This is a genomic window from Christiangramia lutea (assembly GCF_022489035.1).
Classification (GTDB): Bacteria; Bacteroidota; Bacteroidia; order Flavobacteriales; family Flavobacteriaceae; genus Christiangramia; species Christiangramia lutea.
In genome coordinates, this window is the sequence record NZ_JAKVTV010000003.1 from 27,066 (window position 1) to 47,415 (window position 20,350).

Sequence of the window (20,350 nt, forward strand, 5' to 3'; positions counted from 1 at the left end):
TATAGAACTTTATCGGCGTTATAGAACCAAGCTTTAAATTATCTTTGAATTCCAATCTAAAACACCATAAATGACACTTAAAAGAGCTTACCTGCTTGCCGCTTTTATACCTTTCTCATTTTCTGCTGTTTGTCAGCAATCTGCTGCTTATACCCATGAGTTGGTTGACTTTAACCGTGCTCTGGAATTATATAATAATGAACAATATCTGGCCGCACAAAATCTTTTTGATGAGGTACTGGAAGAGACCGATGACGAGAAGATCAAGGGAGATGCCGCCTACTATATTGCCAATGCTGCAGTAAGAATGAATCAACCTGGAGCAGACAGGTTGATGGAGAATTTCGTGACCAGGTATCCTACCAGCACGAAAACAAATTCGGCTTATCTCGATGTGGCTGATTATTATTTTCAGACCGGTAAATATGCTTTATCCAGAAGATGGTATGATCGTGTGGATGAAAATGCGATGAGCAGGAAAGATCGGGAGCGTTTTTACTTCAATAACGGCTATGCCTATTTCAGGGCGAATCAATTCGAAGAGGCTCAAACTTACCTGAACAGGGTTCGGGATTCAAAAGAATACGGAGCCCAGGCAAAATATTACCTTGGATATATCGCCTATGAAGGTGATGATTATGAAGAGGCCAATGAATATTTCGAGAAGGTAAAAGGGAACGACAGATATACTGAAGACCTTTCTTACTTCCAGGCCGATATGAATTTCAAACTTGGAAATTTTGAAAAAGCCATAGAGCAGGGGCTGGAGCAGCTTCCAAAAGCAAATCGTCTGGAAATTCCTCAACTTAACAAGATCATTGGGGAAAGCTATTTCAATCTTGAACAATATGAAGAGGCCATTCCATACCTGAAAGGTTACAACGGAATGCGCGGGAAATGGAATAACACCGACTATTACCAGCTGGGATATGCCTATTACAAGCAGGGGAACTATGAAGCGGCGATCAATGAGTTCAACAAGATCATTGATGGTAAAAATGCTATCGCTCAGAATGCTTATTATCACCTGGCCCAATCATACCTGGAATCAGATCAAAAGCAGCAGGCATTAAATGCCTTCAAGAATGCCAGTGAAATGGAATTTGATGCAAAGATCCAGCAGGATGCGATGCTGAATTATGCAAAACTGAGTTACGAAATAGGAAATTCATATGAATCACCTTCGCAGGTTCTTATCAATTACCTCAACAAATATCCTGATACGGCAAACAGATCTGAACTGGAAAGCCTTTTAATCGATTCTTTCATTACTTCCAAAAATTACGAGGAAGCGATGAGATTGCTGGAAAATAACAGAAATTTCAGTGATAAGCAGGCTTATCAAAAAGTGGCTTATTTCTATGGTCTTGAACTTTTCGAAGAGGGAGATTACCAGGCCGCGATCAATAATTTCGATAAAGCTTTAAAAGAACCTCGCGACCAGAATATCACCGCGAAAGCTACTTTCTGGAAGGCTGAAAGTGAATACAGTATTAACCGTATGGAAGATGCTATCCTTGGATACCGGGAATTTAAAGGAATGAGTGCGGCTAAAGGCACAGATGAGTATGCCGACCTGGATTATAATATTGGTTATGCCTATTTCAAAAAGAACGATTATTCCCAGGCGGTAAATTATTTTAAAAATTATACAGCAAGCTCAAATGCTGAAGGAGCTAAGAAGAATGATGCTTTATTAAGATTGGGAGATACCTACTACGTAACCAGTCAATACTGGCCGGCGATGGAAGCTTATCAGAAAGCTATTGATAATGGTGTAAGTAATGCCGATTATGCTGCTTTTCAAAAAGCCATAAGCTACGGATTTGTAGATCGTAACGATACCAAGATCGAAGAGCTGAACAGTTTTACCAATAGATACCCGCGTTCTCCATATCGCGACGATGCGATGTATGAACTGGGAAATACCTATGTGGCTACAAATAATGTAACCCAGGGGATTCAGTCTTATAACAGGCTTATCAGGGACGTTCCCCAAAGTGCTCTGGTTCCAAAAGCAATGTTGAGACAGGGTCTTATTTATTACAATAATAATGAAGGTAACAAAGCTCTGGAAAGATTAAGAAAAGTGGTTGCGGAATATCCTAATACTCCGGAAGCCAAGCAGGCAGTTTCAACTGCAAGGAATGTTTACGTTGATCTTGGCAGAACAGACGAATATGCAAACTGGGTAAGGAATATCGACTTTGTGGAGGTAAGTGATTCAGATCTTGATAACGCGACCTATGAAGCTGCAGAAAATCAATACCTGAACAATAATACTGAAAAGGCGATCGCCAATTTAGAGAAATATGTTCAGAATTTCCCGAACGGAATTCACTCTATAAACGCCAATTTCTATTTGGCACAACTTTATTATAGAAATGGAGAGGTTGATAAGTCCATTCCAAACTATAAATATGTGACCTCGAAACCAAAGAATGAATTTAGCGAGCAGGCTCTGGCCAGGTTATCCCAGATCTACCTGGAGAAAAAGAATTATGCGGAAGCACTTCCATTACTAGAGAAATTGGAGCAGCAGGCAGATAATGAGCAAAACGTTGTATTCGCCCAGCAAAACCTGATGAAGTCTTACTACGAAACGGGCAATTTCAATAAAGCCAACCAGTATGCTGATAAAGTATTAAACAATAGCAGCGCTGAAGCCGAAGCCAGAAATGATGCCCGCATCATGGTAGCGCGAGCGGCGATACAGTCTGGAAACGACACTAAGGCGCGTTCAGCCTATAAGGAAGTTCAGAAGACAGCCACCGGTGAATTAGCAGCCGAAGCTCTTTATTATGATGCTTATTTCAAAAATAAGGATGGAAATTATGAAGCTTCCAATGCTGCGGTTCAAATACTAGCTAAAGACTTTTCGGGATATAAATTATGGGGAGCTAAAGGCCTTGTTCTAATGGCCAAGAATTTCTATGCTCTTGATGATGCCTACCAGGCAACCTATATCCTCGAGAACGTGACCAAGAACTTCCAGAAATATCCGGAAGTGGTAAAAGAAGCCCAGGCCGAACTGGCCAGAATCAAAGCCCAGGAAGCCAAGACCAATTCTTCCGTTGAAACAAATAACTAAACTTAATCTAATAGATTCACTGCTATATGCAATTTAAAGCGATCAAGAAAAATCTTTTCTTTAGTCTGTTCATATTTAGTGGGATCCTTTATGCCCAGGATCCTATTGGTAGCGAAAAAGTAACGGTGGTAAAGCCTTATACGCCATCGGTAAGAGATGCGAATAAGATAAGGGAAATGCCATCCAGGAATGATTCGGTAAACCTCCAGAAGAAGCCGGTGCAATATTCAATATTTTCAGTACCGGTAGCTTCAACTTTCACCCCGGCTAAGGGTAGAGCGACCACGGTAGAGAGAGTAAGGCCTCCAAAAGTTTATGATAATTATGCGACTCTTGGATTTGGAAATTATTCAAATGTTCTTGCTGAATTCTATTCCAACCTGGAAATAGACCGAAGCAGTAATTTCGGTATTTTTCTAACACATAATTCTTCTCAGGGTGGTATCGAAGATGTTCGCCTGGACGACAAGTTCTATGATACAGAACTTAACCTGAACTATAGTACAAGAAACCGGGATCTTTCCTGGGAAGCTGAAGTAGGAGCAGAGCACGAGTTATTCAACTGGTATGGTTTACCTGAAACGGTGATAGCTGATAATGTTGAATTGGCTCAGTTGGATCCCGCTCAAAACTATTATTCGGTGTACCTGGGAAGTGAGATCGAGTTATACGAATCTTTTTTCAATAGTGCCAAGGCACGTTTTCGTCATTCTGGAGATGCATACTCCACGGCAGAAAATCATTTTAATGCCGAGGGACTATTTGAAATTGAAATAGCTGAAGAGCTTATTTCAACAAAAGTAGGTGCAGATATCGTAAATGGTGTTTTCGACAGGATGTATGATTCAGAATTCGGTTACGATTATACGTTTATGAACTTCAATATGGCACCTAGCCTGCTTATTCTAAGAGATGACCTTAGTATCAATCTTGGAGTGAATTTTGTTTACGGAATGGACGTGGAAGGTAGCGATGGTAATTTTTATATCTATCCGCAGGTATCTGCCAGTTACAGGTTAGCCGGAGATTTGTTTACCGCTTATGCGGGGGTAGATGGAGACCTACAGCAAAATACCTACTATAATTTCTTCCAGGAAAATCCGTATGTATCACCTACATTAATGATACAACCTACAGATAATGAATATAAAGGATACCTTGGAGGTAAGGGAAAGTTAAGTAACGCCGTTTCTTACAATGCCAGAGCCAGCTATCAGTCGCAATTTAATAAGGCATTATTCAAAAGGAATGCCGAGGCAGCTACTTTAGAAGGTGAGCCTTATACTTATGGGAACAGTTTCGGGGTAGTCTATGATGATGTGAAAACTCTTTCATTCTACGCAGAATTAAATGTGGATGTGAACAGGAATTTCAGGTTAGGCGTAAACGGTGAATTTTTCGATTATAACACCGATGCGGAAGCTGAAGCCTGGAACCTTCCGAATATGAAAGCCAGCCTGAATGCCGATTACCAGATCACTGAAAAATGGTATACCGGGGCTAACCTGTTCTTCGTAGGAGAGCGTAAAGACGAAAACAGCTCGGTAAGTCTTGTTTTTGACGATCCAATTGTGACCCTGGATAGCTTTTTTGATGCAAATGCACACCTGGGTTACAGGTTCAATGATAGATTATCGGCTTTTGTGAAAGGAAGTAATCTTTTAGATAATAATTACCAAAGGTGGCTGGACTATGACGTTCAGGGAATCCAGGTGCTTGCCGGAGCCACTTATAAATTCGACTGGGATTAAAATTTTATAAATAATTTAGTTTAAAAGCCTTCTGAAAAGAAGGCTTTTTTATTGAGATCAAGGTTTTATCTTAATTTATTCTGAAACATTCAGAACTTCGCCCTTAGTTACCACAGTATTTATGGAGCTCAGATTTTCAATGTTTTCCATAGGATTTTCAGAAAGTATAATAAGATCTCCAATTCTGCCTTTTTCCACCCGAACATAGGAACTTTGAAGGTCAAAGAATCTTGGGCCGTTCCTTATTGAAGTGAGCAATGCTTCCTGAGTGTTTAGCCCGGCATCAACCAGGGCTTTAAGTTCCTGATGTAAGGATTCTCCCGGGTAGACAAAGGAATTATAGGGGCCGCAATCTGAACCTGCCAGAATCCTAACTCCCGAATTGTACATAGGCCTGATCATTTTCTGGAAAATATCCTCGGTATGATCCCGCATGCTGGAACCTGATTCCTTTGCGCGCTTTGCCGACATTATCCTGCCCTGGTAAGTCTCCTGAATCCCCGGACCAATAAATTCTAGCAATTCATCCTGACTATGGTCGGCATCTGCCAGCTCTTTTAAAACCGAACCAATAAAAAGTGTAGGCGTCACATAAAATTCTTCTTCAGCAAGCTCATCAAAAACGATTTTTGCAACAGAATCATTATAAGTCTGAGCCAGTGGAATGATCATAGAATAGCCAGAATTTACTTGTTCAATACTATCCTTTTTACCAGAAGCAGCTTTCATGACATAATACAAGTGTTCCGTTCCATCTAATCCAAATTTTACAGCTTCAGTTACATCTGCCGCCATGGGCATATGCCCGGTTACTTTCAGTTTTCTTTTTTCAGCCTCCTTGATGATCTCGTAATAAATCTCCTTGGTAATGCTTCCATCATATATTTTTACAAAATCTGCATTCATTTTTTCCAGAGAGTCGAGAGCCATTTGAACATCAGATTCAGAATTTACCGAAATCGACCCGGGCCAGGCAGGATCTTTTCCATCCAGTTTAGGTCCTGAAGAAAATATACGCGGCCCGTCAAGCTTACCCTTTTCGATCTGTTCTTTCCACATAAACACCGATTCGCTGATATCGCCTCCTGCATCACGAACGGTGGTAACCCCATATTTCAAGAACAGAGGTAATAGATCCTTATTTTCTGAAGCCAGGCTATCTCCGCCTCTAAAATGTACATGGTTATCCCAAAGTCCGGGCATCACGAAACTGCCCTGGGCGTCATAGGTCTCAGTAGCTGAAAAGTCATTGCTGTTACGCATGGTCTTCACCGCAACAATAGTGTCATTACGAATGGCGACAAGCCTGTTTGTCCACTTTTTATTTCGCTCTATATCCAGAACCGTGGCATTGGTAATAAGAAGATCTACATCTTCTGGTTCTGAATTACAGGAAATCATGGCGGCGAGAAGAAGGAAAAAAAGTCTTTTCATATAAAATCTATTGTTGGTATTGGAAAAGTACAAATAAAATCAGGGAATATTTCCCTTGCTGCTTTCATGTGGATATTTGATGAATCTTTTCTCAAGAATTAAGGGCCAATTTGAAAGCAGTTGTTGGCTAATTTTTCTAATTCGTAGAAAAGTCGGAATTTGAGGCTCTAAAATTTGATTTATGAAAAGAATAATTACCCTGATAATTCTTAGTTTTTTGATTTGCTCTTGCGGAAGTGAGAAAGAAAAAGCAGACCTTTTAGTATTTAACGCCAATGTTTATACGGTTGATGATCAGTTCGGGAAAGCTGAAGCTTTTGTTGTGAAAGACGGTAAATTCCTGGAGGTTGGAACTTCCGAAAACCTGAAAGAGAAATATGAATTTGTTGAAAGTATAGATGCGACAGGCAAGCCTGTTTATCCTGGATTTATTGATGCGCATGCGCATTTTTACGGATTGGGAATGCAGCAGCAGCGAGTGGATCTTACCGGCACTAAAAGCTTTGATGAGGTAGTGACCAGGATTGTTGAATTTCAGCAAAAGAATACGGTAGGTTTTATTACCGGCCGGGGCTGGGACCAGAATGACTGGGAAATAAAAGAATTTCCGGTAAAAGATACGCTAGACAGGCTTTTTCCTGATACTCCTGTAGCCGTTACCAGGATCGATGGACATGCTATGCTGGTGAATCAGGCAGCCCTGGATGCTGCTAATATTACTACTGAGACTGAATTTGAAGGAGGCGATATTGAGCAAAAAGACGGAAAGCTCACCGGGATTCTTGTAGATAATCCAATGCTATTAATTGAAAAGATAACTGATGATGTAGATCTAAGAACTCAGTCTAAAGCTTTGCTGGACGCACAGGAGATCTGCTTTAGTTATGGACTTACTACCGTAGATGATGCGGGAATAGACCGAAAAGTGATTGAATTAATTGATAGCCTCAATAATTCTGAGAAACTGAAAATCAGGATCTATGCAATGATCAGTAATACAAAAGAAAACCTGGATTACTACCTGGATAAGTCGCCTTATAAAACAGACAGGCTTAATGTAAGTTCGGTTAAATTCTATGGTGATGGAGCCTTAGGATCTCGAGGTGCAGCTTTAAAAGAAGAATATTCAGACAGATCCAATCATTTTGGAGCTTTACTCTCTCCAGTTTCAGAATTTAAAGAAACAGCGGCTAGAATTGCTAGGTCTGAATATCAGATGAATACTCATGCCATCGGAGATTCGGCTAATTACATGGTATTAAAAACTTATGATAGCCTACTGAAAGGTACCGAAAACAGAAGGTGGAGAATAGAACATTCACAGGTAATAGATTCTGCAGATTTTAACTACTTCAGCAAGAATATCATTCCTTCAGTTCAGCCAACCCACGCGACCAGCGATATGTACTGGGCAGAAGACAGACTGGGAGCAGAAAGGATACAAGGGGCTTATGCCTATAAGAAGTTGCTCGATCAGGCTGGAATAGTTGCCCTGGGAACCGATTTTCCTGTGGAACAGGTAAACCCATTCTTAACTTTTTATGCTGCGGTAGACCGGCAGGATACAGATAATTACCCGGCAGCTGGATTTATGCGAGATCAGGCCCTTAGCAGAGAAGAAACGCTTAAAGGGATGACCATTTGGGCGGCATATTCGAATTTTGAGGAAGACGAGAAAGGAAGTATCGAACCTGGGAAATTTGCCGATTTTGTGATCCTGGACAGGGATATTATGGAAGTTGAAATCGATAGCGTTCCAGATTCAAAAGTGATCTCAACTTTTGTAAATGGAGAACAGGTTTATAACAATTAAACCTTTTATCTTTGCGCTTTATCAAAAATCAATTGGAAATCCGTTTGAACTTAAAATGGTTATTCCGTCACCCTGAATTCATTTCAGGGTCTCAACTTTGAAAAGATATTCAATATTCTGAGATTCTGAAACAAGTTCAGAATGACGCATTTTTAGCCTATTAAATATTATTCGGACCTTTAAAAAATTAAAAAAATGAACGAAGGACTATATGCAAAATTCCATACTTCCAAAGGAGAGATCCTGGTAGAACTGGAATATGAAAAAACACCGGGTACTGTTGGCAACTTTGTAGGACTTGCAGAAGGTAAAATAGAGAATGACCCTAAAGATAAAGGAGAGCCTTATTACGACGGACTTAAATTTCACCGTGTAATTCCAGACTTTATGATACAGGGTGGTGATCCTCAGGGAACCGGAGCAGGTGGCCCGGGTTATAAATTTGATGACGAAATTCATCCAGAACTAAGGCATGACGCTCCTGGAAAACTGTCTATGGCGAATGCCGGTCCAGGAACGAACGGAAGCCAGTTTTTTATAACCCATGTTGAAACTCCGTGGTTAGACGGGAAACATACCGTATTTGGTAACGTAGTGGAAGGCCAGACTATCGTAGACAAAATCCAGCAGGGAGATAAGATCGAAAAACTGGAGATCATTCGTGAAGGTAGTGAAGCTGAAAATTTTGATGCCGTTCAGGCTTTTACTGCTTTCACTGCTGAAAAGGCTAAAAGAGAAGAAGAGGAGAAAAAGAAAGCAGAAGCTGAAGTTGAAAAACTTGCTGCCGGTTTCGAAAAGACCAATAGCGGCCTTCGATATAAAATGATCCAGAAAGGTGAAGGGAAACAGGCTGAAAAAGGCAAAACCGTTTCAGTTCATTATAAAGGACAACTGGCCGATGGAACTGTTTTCGATTCTTCATATAAAAGGAATAAACCTTTAGAATTCCCGGTAGGGGTTGGACATGTGATCCCGGGATGGGATGAAGGTATTCAGCTTTTACAGGTAGGAGATAAGGCCAGAATGGTGATTCCTTCTCATCTTGCCTATGGAGAAAGAGGTGCAGGCGGAGTTATACCTCCAAATGCTGTCCTTATTTTTGATGTGGAATTGATGGATGTAAAGTAATTAGTTTAAACCTGGCGTCAACCTGAACTTGGTTCAGGGTCTTAACGAAGCGAGATGCTGAAACAAGTTCAGCATGACTATAGATCATAATCATATATATTTAAAAACGCGCTGAAATCTCAGCGCGTTTTTTTATTTTTAGATATGACAACCGAAGAAATTAATACTTTAAAATATCCGATAGGAAAGGAAGAAATTCCGGAAAAGATTACTGCCAAGCATATTCAAAAATGGATAAGTGATATCAGCGAATTACCTTCAAAATTGAGAGAAGCAGTAAGTAAACTTTCCAAAGAACAGTTAGATACTCCCTACCGCCCGGATGGTTGGACCCTGAAACAACTAATACATCATATCGCCGATAGTCATATGAGTGCACTATTACGTTTTAAATGGGCTTTGACAGAGGATGAACCAACCATAAAAGCTTATGATGAAAAATCCTTTGCCGAATTATATGATTCAAAACTGGCTCCAGTGGAAATTTCAATTGATTTCATTACAGCTTTACATGGAAAATGGGTGATTCTTCTGGAAAATATGAGTAATTCAGATTTTGAAAGAACCTTTGTGCATCCGGAGTCTGGCTACAGATATACCTTAAAGGAAAGTTTGGGACATTATTCCTGGCACGGAAGGCATCATTATGCTCATTTACAAAATTTACTGAAAAGAAAAGGCTGGTTTTAAGAACCAGCCTTTGTTTCAAGATTAATTATTTAATTCCGGTTCAGGGGTCATTCTTAGGTATGGTTTTATTTCCTTATAACCTTTTGGGAACATCTTGTCTGCTTCCTCATTGGTCACCGATGGACTAATTACCACATCTTCTCCATGTTTCCAATTGGCAGGTGTTGCCACTTTATTATAGGCAGTAAGCTGAAGAGAATCTATCACCCTCAATAGCTCATCGAAATTTCTACCGGTGCTCGCCGGGTAGGTTAGGGTCATTTTAATGCTCTTGTCCGGTGCGATCACAAATACCGAACGTACCGTTAAAGTATCATCGGCTTTTGGGTGGATCATTCCGTAGAGATCAGAAACCTTACGGTCTTCATCAGCTATAATTGGAAAATTTACAGTGGTATTCTGGGTTTCGTTAATATCTTTTATCCAGCCTTTGTGAGATTCCAGTCCGTCAACACTCAATGCCATCACTTTTACATTGCGTTTTTCAAACTCCTTTTTATAGTTGGCCACGGTACCCAGTTCTGTGGTACATACCGGTGTATAATCTGCAGGATGGGAAAACAGGATTCCCCAGCTGTCTCCAAGATAATCGTAAAAATTGATCTTTCCTTCTGAAGTCTCGGCATCAAAGTTAGGAGCTTTGTCACCTAATTTTAAATCACTCATAATCAATTATTTTATTAGTTAATATTAATAACCTATTAAATCGATAGGATTTGTAAAATTATGGAAATATCAATTTTTAAACCTGAAGTTTGAGTTAAATTATTCTTTCCATTTTATGTTACAACCTATGCTTGGTTTCTGAATTTTAGAAACCGGCCTGTTATTCAGGACGGAATCCATAGCTTCTCTCAGGTCGCGTCCATTGGGATGAATTCCATTTCCAGGGCGGCTATCATCCAGCTGACCATGATAAATAAGTTTAAGTTCAGAATCGAAAAGATAAAAATCTGGGGTGCAGGCAGCATCATAGGCCTTTGCGATCTCCTGGCTGCCATCAAATAGATAAGGGAAGGAATACTGATGTTTTGCCGCATGTTCTTTCATCATTTCAGGATTGTCCTGGGGATATTTATTCACATCGTTGCTCATTATTCCGGCAAAACCAAAACCCAACTGCCTGTATTCGTTGGCAATGTGAACGATCTCTTCATTTACATGTTTTACAAATGGACAATGGTTACAAATGAACATGATAACGGTACCTTTTTCGCCTTGTACCTCTTCAAGGGTTATCAGATGGTCGGTAATAGTATCCATTAATTTGAATCCGGGAGCTTTCATTCCCAGCTCTATAATGTTTGATGGGGTAAGTGACATCTTTTTCTTTAAAATTAATTATTAATGCGGAATATTGTCTAATTTGAAACCTTTAAATTCTAAAAATGAAAGAAATTACCTGGGACGATTTTGAAAAAGTTGAAATGAGAGTTGGAACCATCATTTCTGCAGAAGATTTTCCTGACGCTCGCGATCCCGCTTATAAACTTCAGATAGATTTTGGAGAGGAAATAGGAGAGAGAAGATCCTCTGCCCAGATTACACGCAGGTATACCAGAGAAGAATTACCCGGGAGGCAGATCATAGCAGTGGTCAATTTTCCAGTAAAAAGAATTGCCGGATTTAAAAGTGAGTGCCTGGTTCTTGGAGTACTGGGAGATCAAAAGGATGTAGTATTGCTTTCTCCAGATCAAAAAATGCCTAATGGTAGCCGGATAGCCTGATTATACCTGTTCTTTGAACTTTTTATGTTCCTCCAGCAATCTTCTAATATCTTTGTTATGACCGTATAGAACCATGATCTCATCTTTGTGGAGAACAGTATCTGCCTTGGCAATTCCCTTTACTTTCATTTTCTCCTTGTCGATACCCATTTCACTCCTGGTGTTAGAAACCTTCATGGTAGTGAGGATGAGAATGTCGAACTCTTCTTTTATACCTAATTCTTTGATCGTTTTTTCATGGTAAGCCTCGGGAATTCTTGTTTCAACAATACTGTAATTACTGTCTAGTTCAAAACTGTCTACAATACCTTCCATATTTAACCTCTGCGCCCAGCGATCGGCGGTTTCACTTTCAGGATGAATTATTTCATCTATACCCATAGTTTCAAGTACTGTGCGCTGAAGGGGATCTACCGCACGGCTTATAAGCCTTTTTACTTTCATCTGTTTCATTAAGGCCGCTACCATGATATTTGCTCCTTTATCTTCTCCAATCCCCACGATCACAACATCACAATCTTTCAACGGAAGATTCTTTACAGCTTCAGGATCTGTTGCATCCAGGCTGATAGCGTGGGTGATCTTTTCCTTGATAGCGTCTACTTTACTCATGCTAATATCAACTCCAATCACTTCATTTCCCATTTCTGCCAGTTTCTCGGAAATTGAGGAACCGAAAACGCCGAGTCCTATTACTATATATTTCATAATTCTATGATTAGTTGATTAATATTTCGTCTGTTGGGTATTTGTAATTCATATGCTTGACATTTCGAAGTAATGCGATCATAATGGTAAGCATACTCACTCTTCCTATGAACATTGTAAAAATGATCACCATTTTTGAATAGGATGATAGATCGGCAGTTATTCCAGTAGATAATCCAACGGTGCTATAGGCTGAAAAGGCTTCAAATGCAATACTCAGTAAGGTCTTCTCCTGGTCGAAAGATGTGATAAGAAAAATAGAAAATCCAATAACCATCAAGGAAAGAGAGATGATCGCAAATGCCCTTCTAATGGAAGCCTGGGAAACTTCTCGTTTATAGACTTCGATCCTGTCCTTTCCACGAGCCAGGCTGAAAAAATTTAGGGTAGCTACTGCTATGGTACTGGTTTTAATACCGCCTCCGGTAGAAGCAGGCGATGCACCAACCCACATTAGCATGAAAAGCATCATTAAAGTAGTAAAGTTGAGGGCACCGATATCAATGGTATTAAAACCGGCAGTTCTGGGAGTTGCAGCTCCAAAAAATGCCGTGACGATCTTCCCGAACCAGTTATGCTCTGCCAGGGTATTGTTATATTCAAAAAAGTAGAATCCAACACTCCCAATAGATAGGAGTACAACTGTACTTACGATAACGATTCGCGTATTTAGGTTGATCACCCATGGCGAATTGGGCAATGGCTTCCTTTCCCTGAAATTTAGAATGAGGTTATGTAAGCTGAATTTCACATATTTATAAAGGTTCAAAACAATGGGAAATCCAATACCTCCAAGGATGAATAGAAATGCAATACCCAGGTGAAGAGGATAATTAAACCTGAAACCCGGATCATATAAACTGTTTTCCAGGGTAGAAAAACCTGCATTGCAAAAGCCGCTAACGGCATGAAAAACTGAGAAAAGTACACGATCACCCATACCCGAGATCTCAGAATTATTAAGACTCAAGTATATCCAAATGGCTCCAATCAATTCAATAAGGAAAGTAATAAATAAGATCTTTTTAAGCACACCAAATACTTCACCGATCTTTTCTGAATTCGTTGCATCCTTAAGCATCAACTGACTTTGATAAGAAGTTTCACCTCTGAAAAAATAGCTGAAATAACTGGCAAAGGTCATGATTCCGAGTCCGCCAACCTGCATAAGGAAAAGGATAATGCTCTGGCCGAAAACAGTGAAATATGAGCCGGTATCAACCACGATAAGGCCCGTTACGCAAACTGCACTCGTGGAAGTGAAAAGCGCGTCCAGCATACTAATTCCTTCGTGTGTAGCCTTGGGAAGCATCAAAAGGCCACAGCCAAGAAAGATAATTCCCAGGAAGCTGGTAATAAATAGCTGAGCCGGATTGAGGTATTGCTTCTGAAACCTAAAATCTACGGTAGCAAATTCCCTTATAAAATATACCAGGGCCGCCGCATACATATAGGCCATTTTATTTAGAAACTCCAGTGCCGGGAAGTTTTCCAGTATGCCATCGGTTTTTACCAGAAGAAGCAAAAGGAAAATGATGCCCAGGAGCGAATCGAAGATCCTTACCTTTAAACGAAATTTAATTTTGAAAAGAAGATAGCGTAAAAGAATCGCAGAGATCCCGATTATCAGTATGGTGAAATAGTACGAATTCAGTTGCTGCTCTTCATATTCACCCTGCCTGAACCCCAGATCGTAAATCGCCACAAGAACTGTGATAAAGCTTAGAATGAATGAGAACCTGTTGAGGTATCTCAAGAATCTTTCATTACGAAGCCAGCTTTTGAATCCGGAGAATTTCACGAAAAATGAGATTTTAGCATAGGGAATATGGCTTTTAAAACCTAAAAAGTCCGGAGAGATAGACCACCGGACTCTTTTGAAGCTTTTAGTCCAGAGCAAAGTTATTTAAGAAAACTAACAAGAATCCTAAAAATTCCCTAAACTATGTTCTTTCGCTACATCTCTTCACCAAAGAAAATAGCATTCATGAGGAGTTTGTTGGTGCCATACCAAAATGCTCTAAAATTAGTATTATCGGTAAAAAGCATTACTTCTCCGCTGCCTAGACTTTTATGTTTGAAGGGTACCGTACTCGCAATAGAATCAAGATTAGGCTTGCTAATATATCCGCTTAAAAGGGGTTTTTCAGTATAGCGAATCGGGTTTTTATAGCTTTGCTCATCGGCCTCCATAAAAATTGTTGTATTTCTGAACATTGCGATCTTATCATCTTTATAACCAAAGGCGATAGGGTGGGAGCGGTCTAATTTCACTTCGAATATTGCTCCTCCAATTCCCTGGGCACCGGTAAAATCACCCCGGTCTTCAAAACTGATATTATTTGCGATTAGCTCATTTTCCTTTGATTTGTACTCGATAAAATTATTTGACTTCATCCATTTTACGGCATTGCGGTAGGCAATTATCGTTCCGCCAGCTTTGGTCCAGTCTTTCAGTTTCGAAGCATGCTTTTTAGCGATTCCCTCTCCCCATGAAGATGGCAAAATGATATCTGTATACTCTTTGAGATTGGTTTCATCAAGATCTTTTACATCCAGTTTGGTGATCTTCATATCATACCTCTGGTCGAATAAGTGCCAGATCTCACCGGCATCATAGGGTGTGATGCTAACACCAACGATGATTGCCACTTTTTGAGGTTTTAAAGCTCTAAATTGATTGCTACCAAGGTTGATTCCCCGGGTCATTCCTGTATTAATTGAAGTTATTTCAACACCGCTTTCTTTAGAGATCTCACTGAGAAATTCAAAAAGTTCCTGCTGATCCAGTTTTTGATTCTGAACCGGGACCATGATGGTACCATGTCCATAATTTGTTCCTTCCAGCCAGAAATCTTCCATTGCCACCTTTGCTCTTAGGTCGTTTTCAAGAATTTTGTTGAGGGCCTTGGGAGCCATGTAGTTGTTCCAGTTCAGTAAATATGCATAATTACTTTCAGCGGGTAAAGCAGGAGATGGCTTACTAAGTTCCACGATAGGTTGGCCTGCATTTTTCATCGATACTTCCTCAGCGAAATCAAGGTTGAATGCTAAAGGGAAGGTCCAGGCCGAGATATCATAGAAAAGACTATCTCTAAACTCGGTTCTCCTTTCGAACATAGCCTTTAATAATTTATGCTGTCTTTGCGCTTTAGGGACTATATATGCGGTTCCTCTTTTGAATTGTTTTCCATCTTCGTTGAAGTCCTGGTTTAAGTCATAAATTTCAATTTTATGCCGTTTTAATATTTCAGCAAGTTTATAAGCACTTACGGGATCTTTGGAACTACCAAAAGCATAAGCTCCTGATTTGGCAGTTTGCCGGGCTTCTTCAAAGAAATTTCGCTGATAATCGAGTAATTCCATTCTCATTTCCTGGGAAGCTTCCAGGGTAGATAGAGCCGCGGTAAACTGGTTTCTAATGGTGAATGGGAAGGTAAGCAGGCCATTTTCAGTCTCCTGCGCGTGTCCTCTTGAGCTTCCCTGTTCGAACAAAATACCAACGCTTCCATTGATATCTGGAAAAGTAGATCCTTTACCATAGTAGAAATCGTCATAATTTTCCTCGGTATAATAGAGGGATCCAATTTTGTCTAAGGCCTCGGCATGATAAGTACCTATCTCTTTGGTTAGATCCTGGTTCATTTGCGGAGTAAGTGGGTGGGTCCTGGAGGGAATTCCGGGTTGGAAAAAGAATGTGGAGTTGGAACCCATTTCATGGTGATCTGTAAGTATATTGGGATACCATTTATGAAAAGTGGCAATCCTGGCCTGTGATTCCGGTAATTGAACAGGTAACCAGTCGCGGTTCATGTCAAACCAGTAGTGGTTGGTCCTGCCGCCCGGCCAAACCTCACTGTATTCTCTATCCTGAGGATCTGGATTAATATTTTTGCTTTTATTGGTATTTGCCCAGTAGGCGAACCTTTGCAGGCCATCTGGATTGAATGAAGGGTCCAGTAAAATTATTGAATTTTCCAGAGTATTTTGAATTTCTTCACCTTCTGCTGCAGCCAGATAATATGCATAAAGAAGAGCGGCATTAGATCCGCTGGGTTCATTGCCATGAATGCTGAATCCCTGGTTGATTACAATAGGCATTTCTTCAGTATTCAAGGATCCAGATCCTTTTTCAACAAGGGATACATGTTGTTTTCTAATTTGCTCAAGTTTAGCCAGATTCTCTTCCGAAGAGATCGTAAGTAAAACCAGCGGGCGACCTTCATAGGTAGTTCCCCTGTTTTCAATCTGAATTCTTGGTGACGCATCGGCCAGCCTGTGCATATACATTAATAGACGGTCGTGGCTTACGTGCCATTCACCGGGTACAAATCCTATCACCTCTTGTGGAGTAGGAATTTCAGAATTATAGGAAATGTTTGAAGGGAGGTAGTAATCTAAAGTGACGTATTTCTCCTGGGCATTGCTGAATAAAAATGAGATTATTAAAATGAAACTGAGGATATTTCGCATGGCATTATTTTTTGAGAAATCTAAGATAAAAAAAACCGCCCTGAAAGAGGGCGGTTTGATAATAGCTAATCGAAAAGTTAATTATATATCGTCGAAACTTACATCGGTAAATTTCTCAGCAGTTGAATTCTCCGGAGTGCTTTCGCTACTCTCGTCATCATACTCCTTTTTGAAGTCTTTCTGGTGACGCTCGCTAATTACTTCCTCACCTTTTTCGTTGATGATGAAGTTGGTCATCTCTTCAAGAATTTCTTTAAAACCGTCAAAATCTTCTTTATAAAGGTAGATCTTGTGTTTTTTGTAGTAGAAAGACCCGTCGTCGTTGGTAAACTTTTTACTTTCGGTGATGGTAAGATAATAATCATCTGCCCGGGTTGATCTTACATCAAAAAAATAAGTTCTTCTTCCCGCTCTTAAAACTTTAGAGAATATTTCTTCTTTCTCCATCATTCCCTTGTCGCTCATATAAATAGATTCTTTAATGGTTTGTTATTGTCGAGTCCAAAAATCTAAAAATTTTTAACATCTCACAAAATAATTTCACATTTCTTTTTCATTTAGCTGTTTTGCATACAGCTCCTTATAATATCCTTTTGTGTTCAATAACTGCTGATGCGTGCCTTCCTGCACGATCTGCCCATCTTCTAAAATGATGATTTTATCAGCATTTTTAGCTGACGAAATCCTATGACTTACAATAATGGTGGTTTTATTTCTGGTGATCTGGAAAAGATTATTCAGGATCTCCTCCTCGGTCTCAGTATCTACTGCTGAGAGGCAGTCGTCAAAAAGAAGTATATCCGGATCATGAATTATCGCCCTGGCAATAGATACCCTTTGTTTCTGACCTCCGGAAAGGGTGATCCCTCTTTCCCCTAATACCGTATCATATCCTTTGCTAAAGCCAATGATATTTTTATGCACGGAAGCATTTTTCGCTGCCTGGACGATCTCTTCTTCAGTGGCATCGGTCTTTCCAAATTTAATATTGTTCCTGATGCTATCACTGAAAAGGAATGCATCCTGCGGTACGTAACCAATACTTTCACGTAAACTTTCAAGGTTGAGTTCATGAATTTTCCTGCCATCTATAAGGATCTCGCCCTGGTCTACATCATAAAGCCTACCAATTAATTCAAGAATCGTGGATTTTCCTGAACCTGTTTTTCCAATGATCGCCAGAGTCTCACCTTTTTTTATGTTGAAACTGACATTTTTAAGAGCCGTGATATTCGTATCATCATACGTGAAACTCACATTCTTGAATTCGATACTACCGTTAATTTCGTCTGGCTCAGAATTCAAATTCGTAATTTCCGGCTTCTCGCCAAGGAATTCATTGATCCGTTCCTGTGAGGCTTCGGCCTGTTGAACTAGCGAGGTTACCCATCCGATAGATGCTACCGGCCAGGTGAGCATATTCACATAAAGGATGAATTCTACCAACACATCTATATTGGCTATCTCCCCTGAAATGATCTTTTTCCCGCCAACATAAATCACAATGATGTTGCTTATTCCAATTAAAAGAATCATCAAAGGAAAAAAGAATGCCTGAACCTTTACCAGGTCAATATTTTTATCTCGACTGCCATTGGAAAGATCGTTGAAATTTGTATTCGTTTGCGGTTCGATACCATAACTTTTGATTACCGCAATTCCGCTGAAGCTTTCCTGGGTGAAGGTATTCAGTTTTGATAAGTATTGCTGAACTATGGTACTACGCTGATGTATGGCTACACTTAATTTATAGATCGAAAAAGCCAGAATGGGCAACGGGATAACCGTCCACAAGGTTAATATTGGTGCCGCCTGAATCATGAAAATAAGTACCACGATCGTAGAGGTAAAGGTGGTGACACTATACATGATCGCCGGGCCAAGATATAATCTCACTTTAGTAACATCTTCACTAATCCTGTTCATTAAATCTCCGGTACGGTTCTTTTTATAGAAGTTCAGTGATAGATCCTGGTAATGCTGATAAACCTCATTTTTAAGGTCATATTCCATATGTCTTGAAACCACTATAAAGGTCTGCCGCATTAAAAAAGTAAAAAATGCTGCCACTAAAGTGGTTCCAACAATTAAAAGAATATTGTAAGCCAGTTCACTTTTTACGGTCTCAATATCGGTAACAGTTCCGTTTACCCATTTTTCAATTATTACGGTACTTTTTCCGATTAGGGGAATGTAATAAATGGCAAATATCCTGGCGGCAATCGTAATTACCAGACCAATCAATAATCTCCATTTGTATTTCTTGAAATATTTATTGAGATGCTGAAGGTTTTTCATTCAGAAAAATTAGGGTTATTTGAGGATTCTGTAATTTAACACGTTTTAAATCACCGAATTTTAAAATATTGTTATTTTTGCTTCGGAATTTTGATCAAATTCAAAATCTGAAAAAATTAAAAATCAACAAATTATGCAAGTTGACGTTCTAAATGCAAATGAACTAAAAAAGTCTGCTCCGGTATTCGGACAGGTGTCGTTCGACGAACACGAGCAAATCGTTTTTTGCAACGACAAAGATACAGGTTTAAAGGCAATTATTGGTATTCATAATACGGTTTTAGGACCTGCATTAGGAGGTACCAGAATGTGGAATTATACCAGTGAATGGGAGGCTGTAAACGATGTTTTGCGTCTGTCCAGGGGAATGACTTTTAAGAGCGCGATCACAGGATTGAACCTTGGAGGGGGAAAAGCCGTGATCATTGGAGATGCTAAAAAGGATAAGACTCCGGAACTTATGAAAAGATTCGGTGAATTTGTTCATTCTTTAGGTGGTAAGTATATCACTGCCGAAGATGTTGGAATGGAAACTTCAGATATGGATACGGTAAGAGAAGTAACTCCTTACGTAACCGGAATTTCAGAATCTAAAGGTGGAGCAGGTAACCCTTCTCCTATTACTGCTTACGGAGTTTTCATGGGATTGAAAGCTTCTGCTAAGTTCAAATATGGAACCGATGACCTTGAAGGTAAGAAAGTACTAGTACAGGGGATTGGTCATGTAGGTGAAACTCTTGTTGAATATCTTACAGGTGATGGCGCCGAAGTATACATAAGTGATATTAACGAGGATCGTCTTGTGGAGGTGAGCAAGAAACATGGAGCTCACATTTTCAGTGAAAGAGATATTTATTCCGCAGATATGGATATCTATGCGCCATGTGCTCTAGGTGCTACTATCAATGATGATACTATCCAAAGGCTTAAAGTAGATATTATCGCGGGTGCGGCAAATAACCAGCTCGCAGATGAGGTTGCTCATGGAGAGATACTTCAGAAGAAAGGGATCGTATATGCTCCAGACTTTTTAATTAATGCTGGAGGAATCATAAACGTTTACGCTGAGCTGGAAAATTATGACCGTCAGGAAATCATGCGTAAGACTGAAAATATCTATAATACCACGCTTAGAATTCTTGAAAAAGCGTCTAAAGATGATATTACAACTCATTTTGCTGCCTTGAAAATCGCGAAGCAGCGAATTGAAGACAGAAAAAATCAGAATTTCAATTAG

General features: G+C 39.8%; 15 protein-coding genes. 7 read left to right on the forward strand and 8 right to left on the reverse strand.

Annotated elements, in window-relative coordinates; translation table 11 throughout:
- The first annotated feature begins 70 nt into the window (after positions 1-70).
- The gene (locus ML462_RS09435) at positions 71-3,091 is read left to right on the forward strand and encodes a tetratricopeptide repeat protein (RefSeq protein WP_240713574.1); all 3,021 of its coding nucleotides are present in this window, start codon (positions 71-73) and stop codon (positions 3,089-3,091) included.
- A 26-nt stretch (positions 3,092-3,117) separates the two neighbouring features.
- Entirely contained in the window at positions 3,118-4,842 is a 1,725-nt protein-coding gene (locus ML462_RS09440) for a TonB-dependent receptor (RefSeq protein ID WP_240713575.1), read from the forward strand.
- Positions 4,843-4,917: 75 nt separating this feature from the next.
- Here the strand turns inward: ML462_RS09440 and ML462_RS09445 are convergent, their stop codons facing one another.
- On the reverse strand, positions 4,918-6,276 hold the full coding sequence (locus ML462_RS09445; protein WP_240713576.1) for an amidohydrolase family protein: 1,359 nt from the start codon (positions 6,274-6,276) through the stop codon (positions 4,918-4,920).
- Between the two features lie 181 nt (positions 6,277-6,457).
- On the opposite strand from ML462_RS09445, the gene ML462_RS09450 reads away from it, so the two are divergent.
- The 3 genes from ML462_RS09450 to ML462_RS09460 all read left to right on the forward strand — a co-directional run bounded on the left by ML462_RS09450 (position 6,458) and on the right by ML462_RS09460 (position 9,907).
- Positions 6,458-8,089, forward strand: coding sequence for an amidohydrolase (locus ML462_RS09450; protein ID WP_240713577.1), 1,632 nt, complete (start codon positions 6,458-6,460; stop codon positions 8,087-8,089).
- A 195-nt stretch (positions 8,090-8,284) separates the two neighbouring features.
- On the forward strand, positions 8,285-9,217 hold the full coding sequence (locus ML462_RS09455; RefSeq protein ID WP_240713578.1) for a peptidylprolyl isomerase: 933 nt from the start codon (positions 8,285-8,287) through the stop codon (positions 9,215-9,217).
- A gap of 144 nt (positions 9,218-9,361) precedes the next feature.
- Positions 9,362-9,907, forward strand: coding sequence for a YfiT family bacillithiol transferase (locus ML462_RS09460; RefSeq protein ID WP_240713579.1), 546 nt, complete (start codon positions 9,362-9,364; stop codon positions 9,905-9,907).
- 21 nt (positions 9,908-9,928) lie between these two features.
- On the opposite strand, the gene ML462_RS09465 is transcribed toward ML462_RS09460, so the two are convergent.
- Together ML462_RS09465 and ML462_RS09470 are read right to left on the reverse strand one after the other, a co-directional pair.
- Positions 9,929-10,573, reverse strand: a complete 645-nt coding sequence (locus ML462_RS09465; protein ID WP_240713580.1) for a peroxiredoxin — start codon at positions 10,571-10,573, stop codon at positions 9,929-9,931.
- A 99-nt stretch (positions 10,574-10,672) separates the two neighbouring features.
- Positions 10,673-11,230: a thioredoxin family protein gene (locus ML462_RS09470; protein WP_240713581.1), complete on the reverse strand. Its 558-nt coding sequence runs from the start codon at positions 11,228-11,230 to the stop codon at positions 10,673-10,675.
- Between the two features lie 65 nt (positions 11,231-11,295).
- Between ML462_RS09470 and ML462_RS09475 the strand changes: the two genes are divergently transcribed.
- A complete protein-coding gene (locus ML462_RS09475; RefSeq protein WP_240713582.1) occupies positions 11,296-11,634 on the forward strand; it encodes a tRNA-binding protein in 339 nt (112 codons plus the stop codon).
- On the opposite strand, the gene ML462_RS09480 is transcribed toward ML462_RS09475, so the two are convergent.
- The 5 genes from ML462_RS09480 to ML462_RS09500 all read right to left on the reverse strand — a co-directional run bounded on the left by ML462_RS09480 (position 11,635) and on the right by ML462_RS09500 (position 19,113).
- Positions 11,635-12,342 carry a potassium channel family protein gene (locus tag ML462_RS09480; RefSeq protein ID WP_240713583.1) on the reverse strand — a complete coding sequence of 236 codons (708 nt, stop codon included), beginning with the start codon at positions 12,340-12,342 and terminating at the stop codon, positions 11,635-11,637.
- A 10-nt stretch (positions 12,343-12,352) separates the two neighbouring features.
- A complete protein-coding gene (locus tag ML462_RS09485; protein WP_240713584.1) occupies positions 12,353-14,143 on the reverse strand; it encodes a TrkH family potassium uptake protein in 1,791 nt (596 codons plus the stop codon).
- A gap of 155 nt (positions 14,144-14,298) precedes the next feature.
- Complete coding sequence (locus ML462_RS09490; RefSeq protein ID WP_240713585.1) at positions 14,299-16,815, reverse strand: M14 family zinc carboxypeptidase; 2,517 nt, start codon at positions 16,813-16,815, stop codon at positions 14,299-14,301.
- 81 nt (positions 16,816-16,896) lie between these two features.
- Positions 16,897-17,280: a PUR family DNA/RNA-binding protein gene (locus ML462_RS09495; protein ID WP_240713586.1), complete on the reverse strand. Its 384-nt coding sequence runs from the start codon at positions 17,278-17,280 to the stop codon at positions 16,897-16,899.
- Positions 17,281-17,355: 75 nt separating this feature from the next.
- Positions 17,356-19,113, reverse strand: coding sequence for an ABC transporter ATP-binding protein (locus tag ML462_RS09500; RefSeq protein ID WP_240713587.1), 1,758 nt, complete (start codon positions 19,111-19,113; stop codon positions 17,356-17,358).
- A 133-nt stretch (positions 19,114-19,246) separates the two neighbouring features.
- On the opposite strand from ML462_RS09500, the gene ML462_RS09505 reads away from it, so the two are divergent.
- Entirely contained in the window at positions 19,247-20,350 is a 1,104-nt protein-coding gene (locus ML462_RS09505; protein ID WP_240713588.1) for a Glu/Leu/Phe/Val family dehydrogenase, read from the forward strand.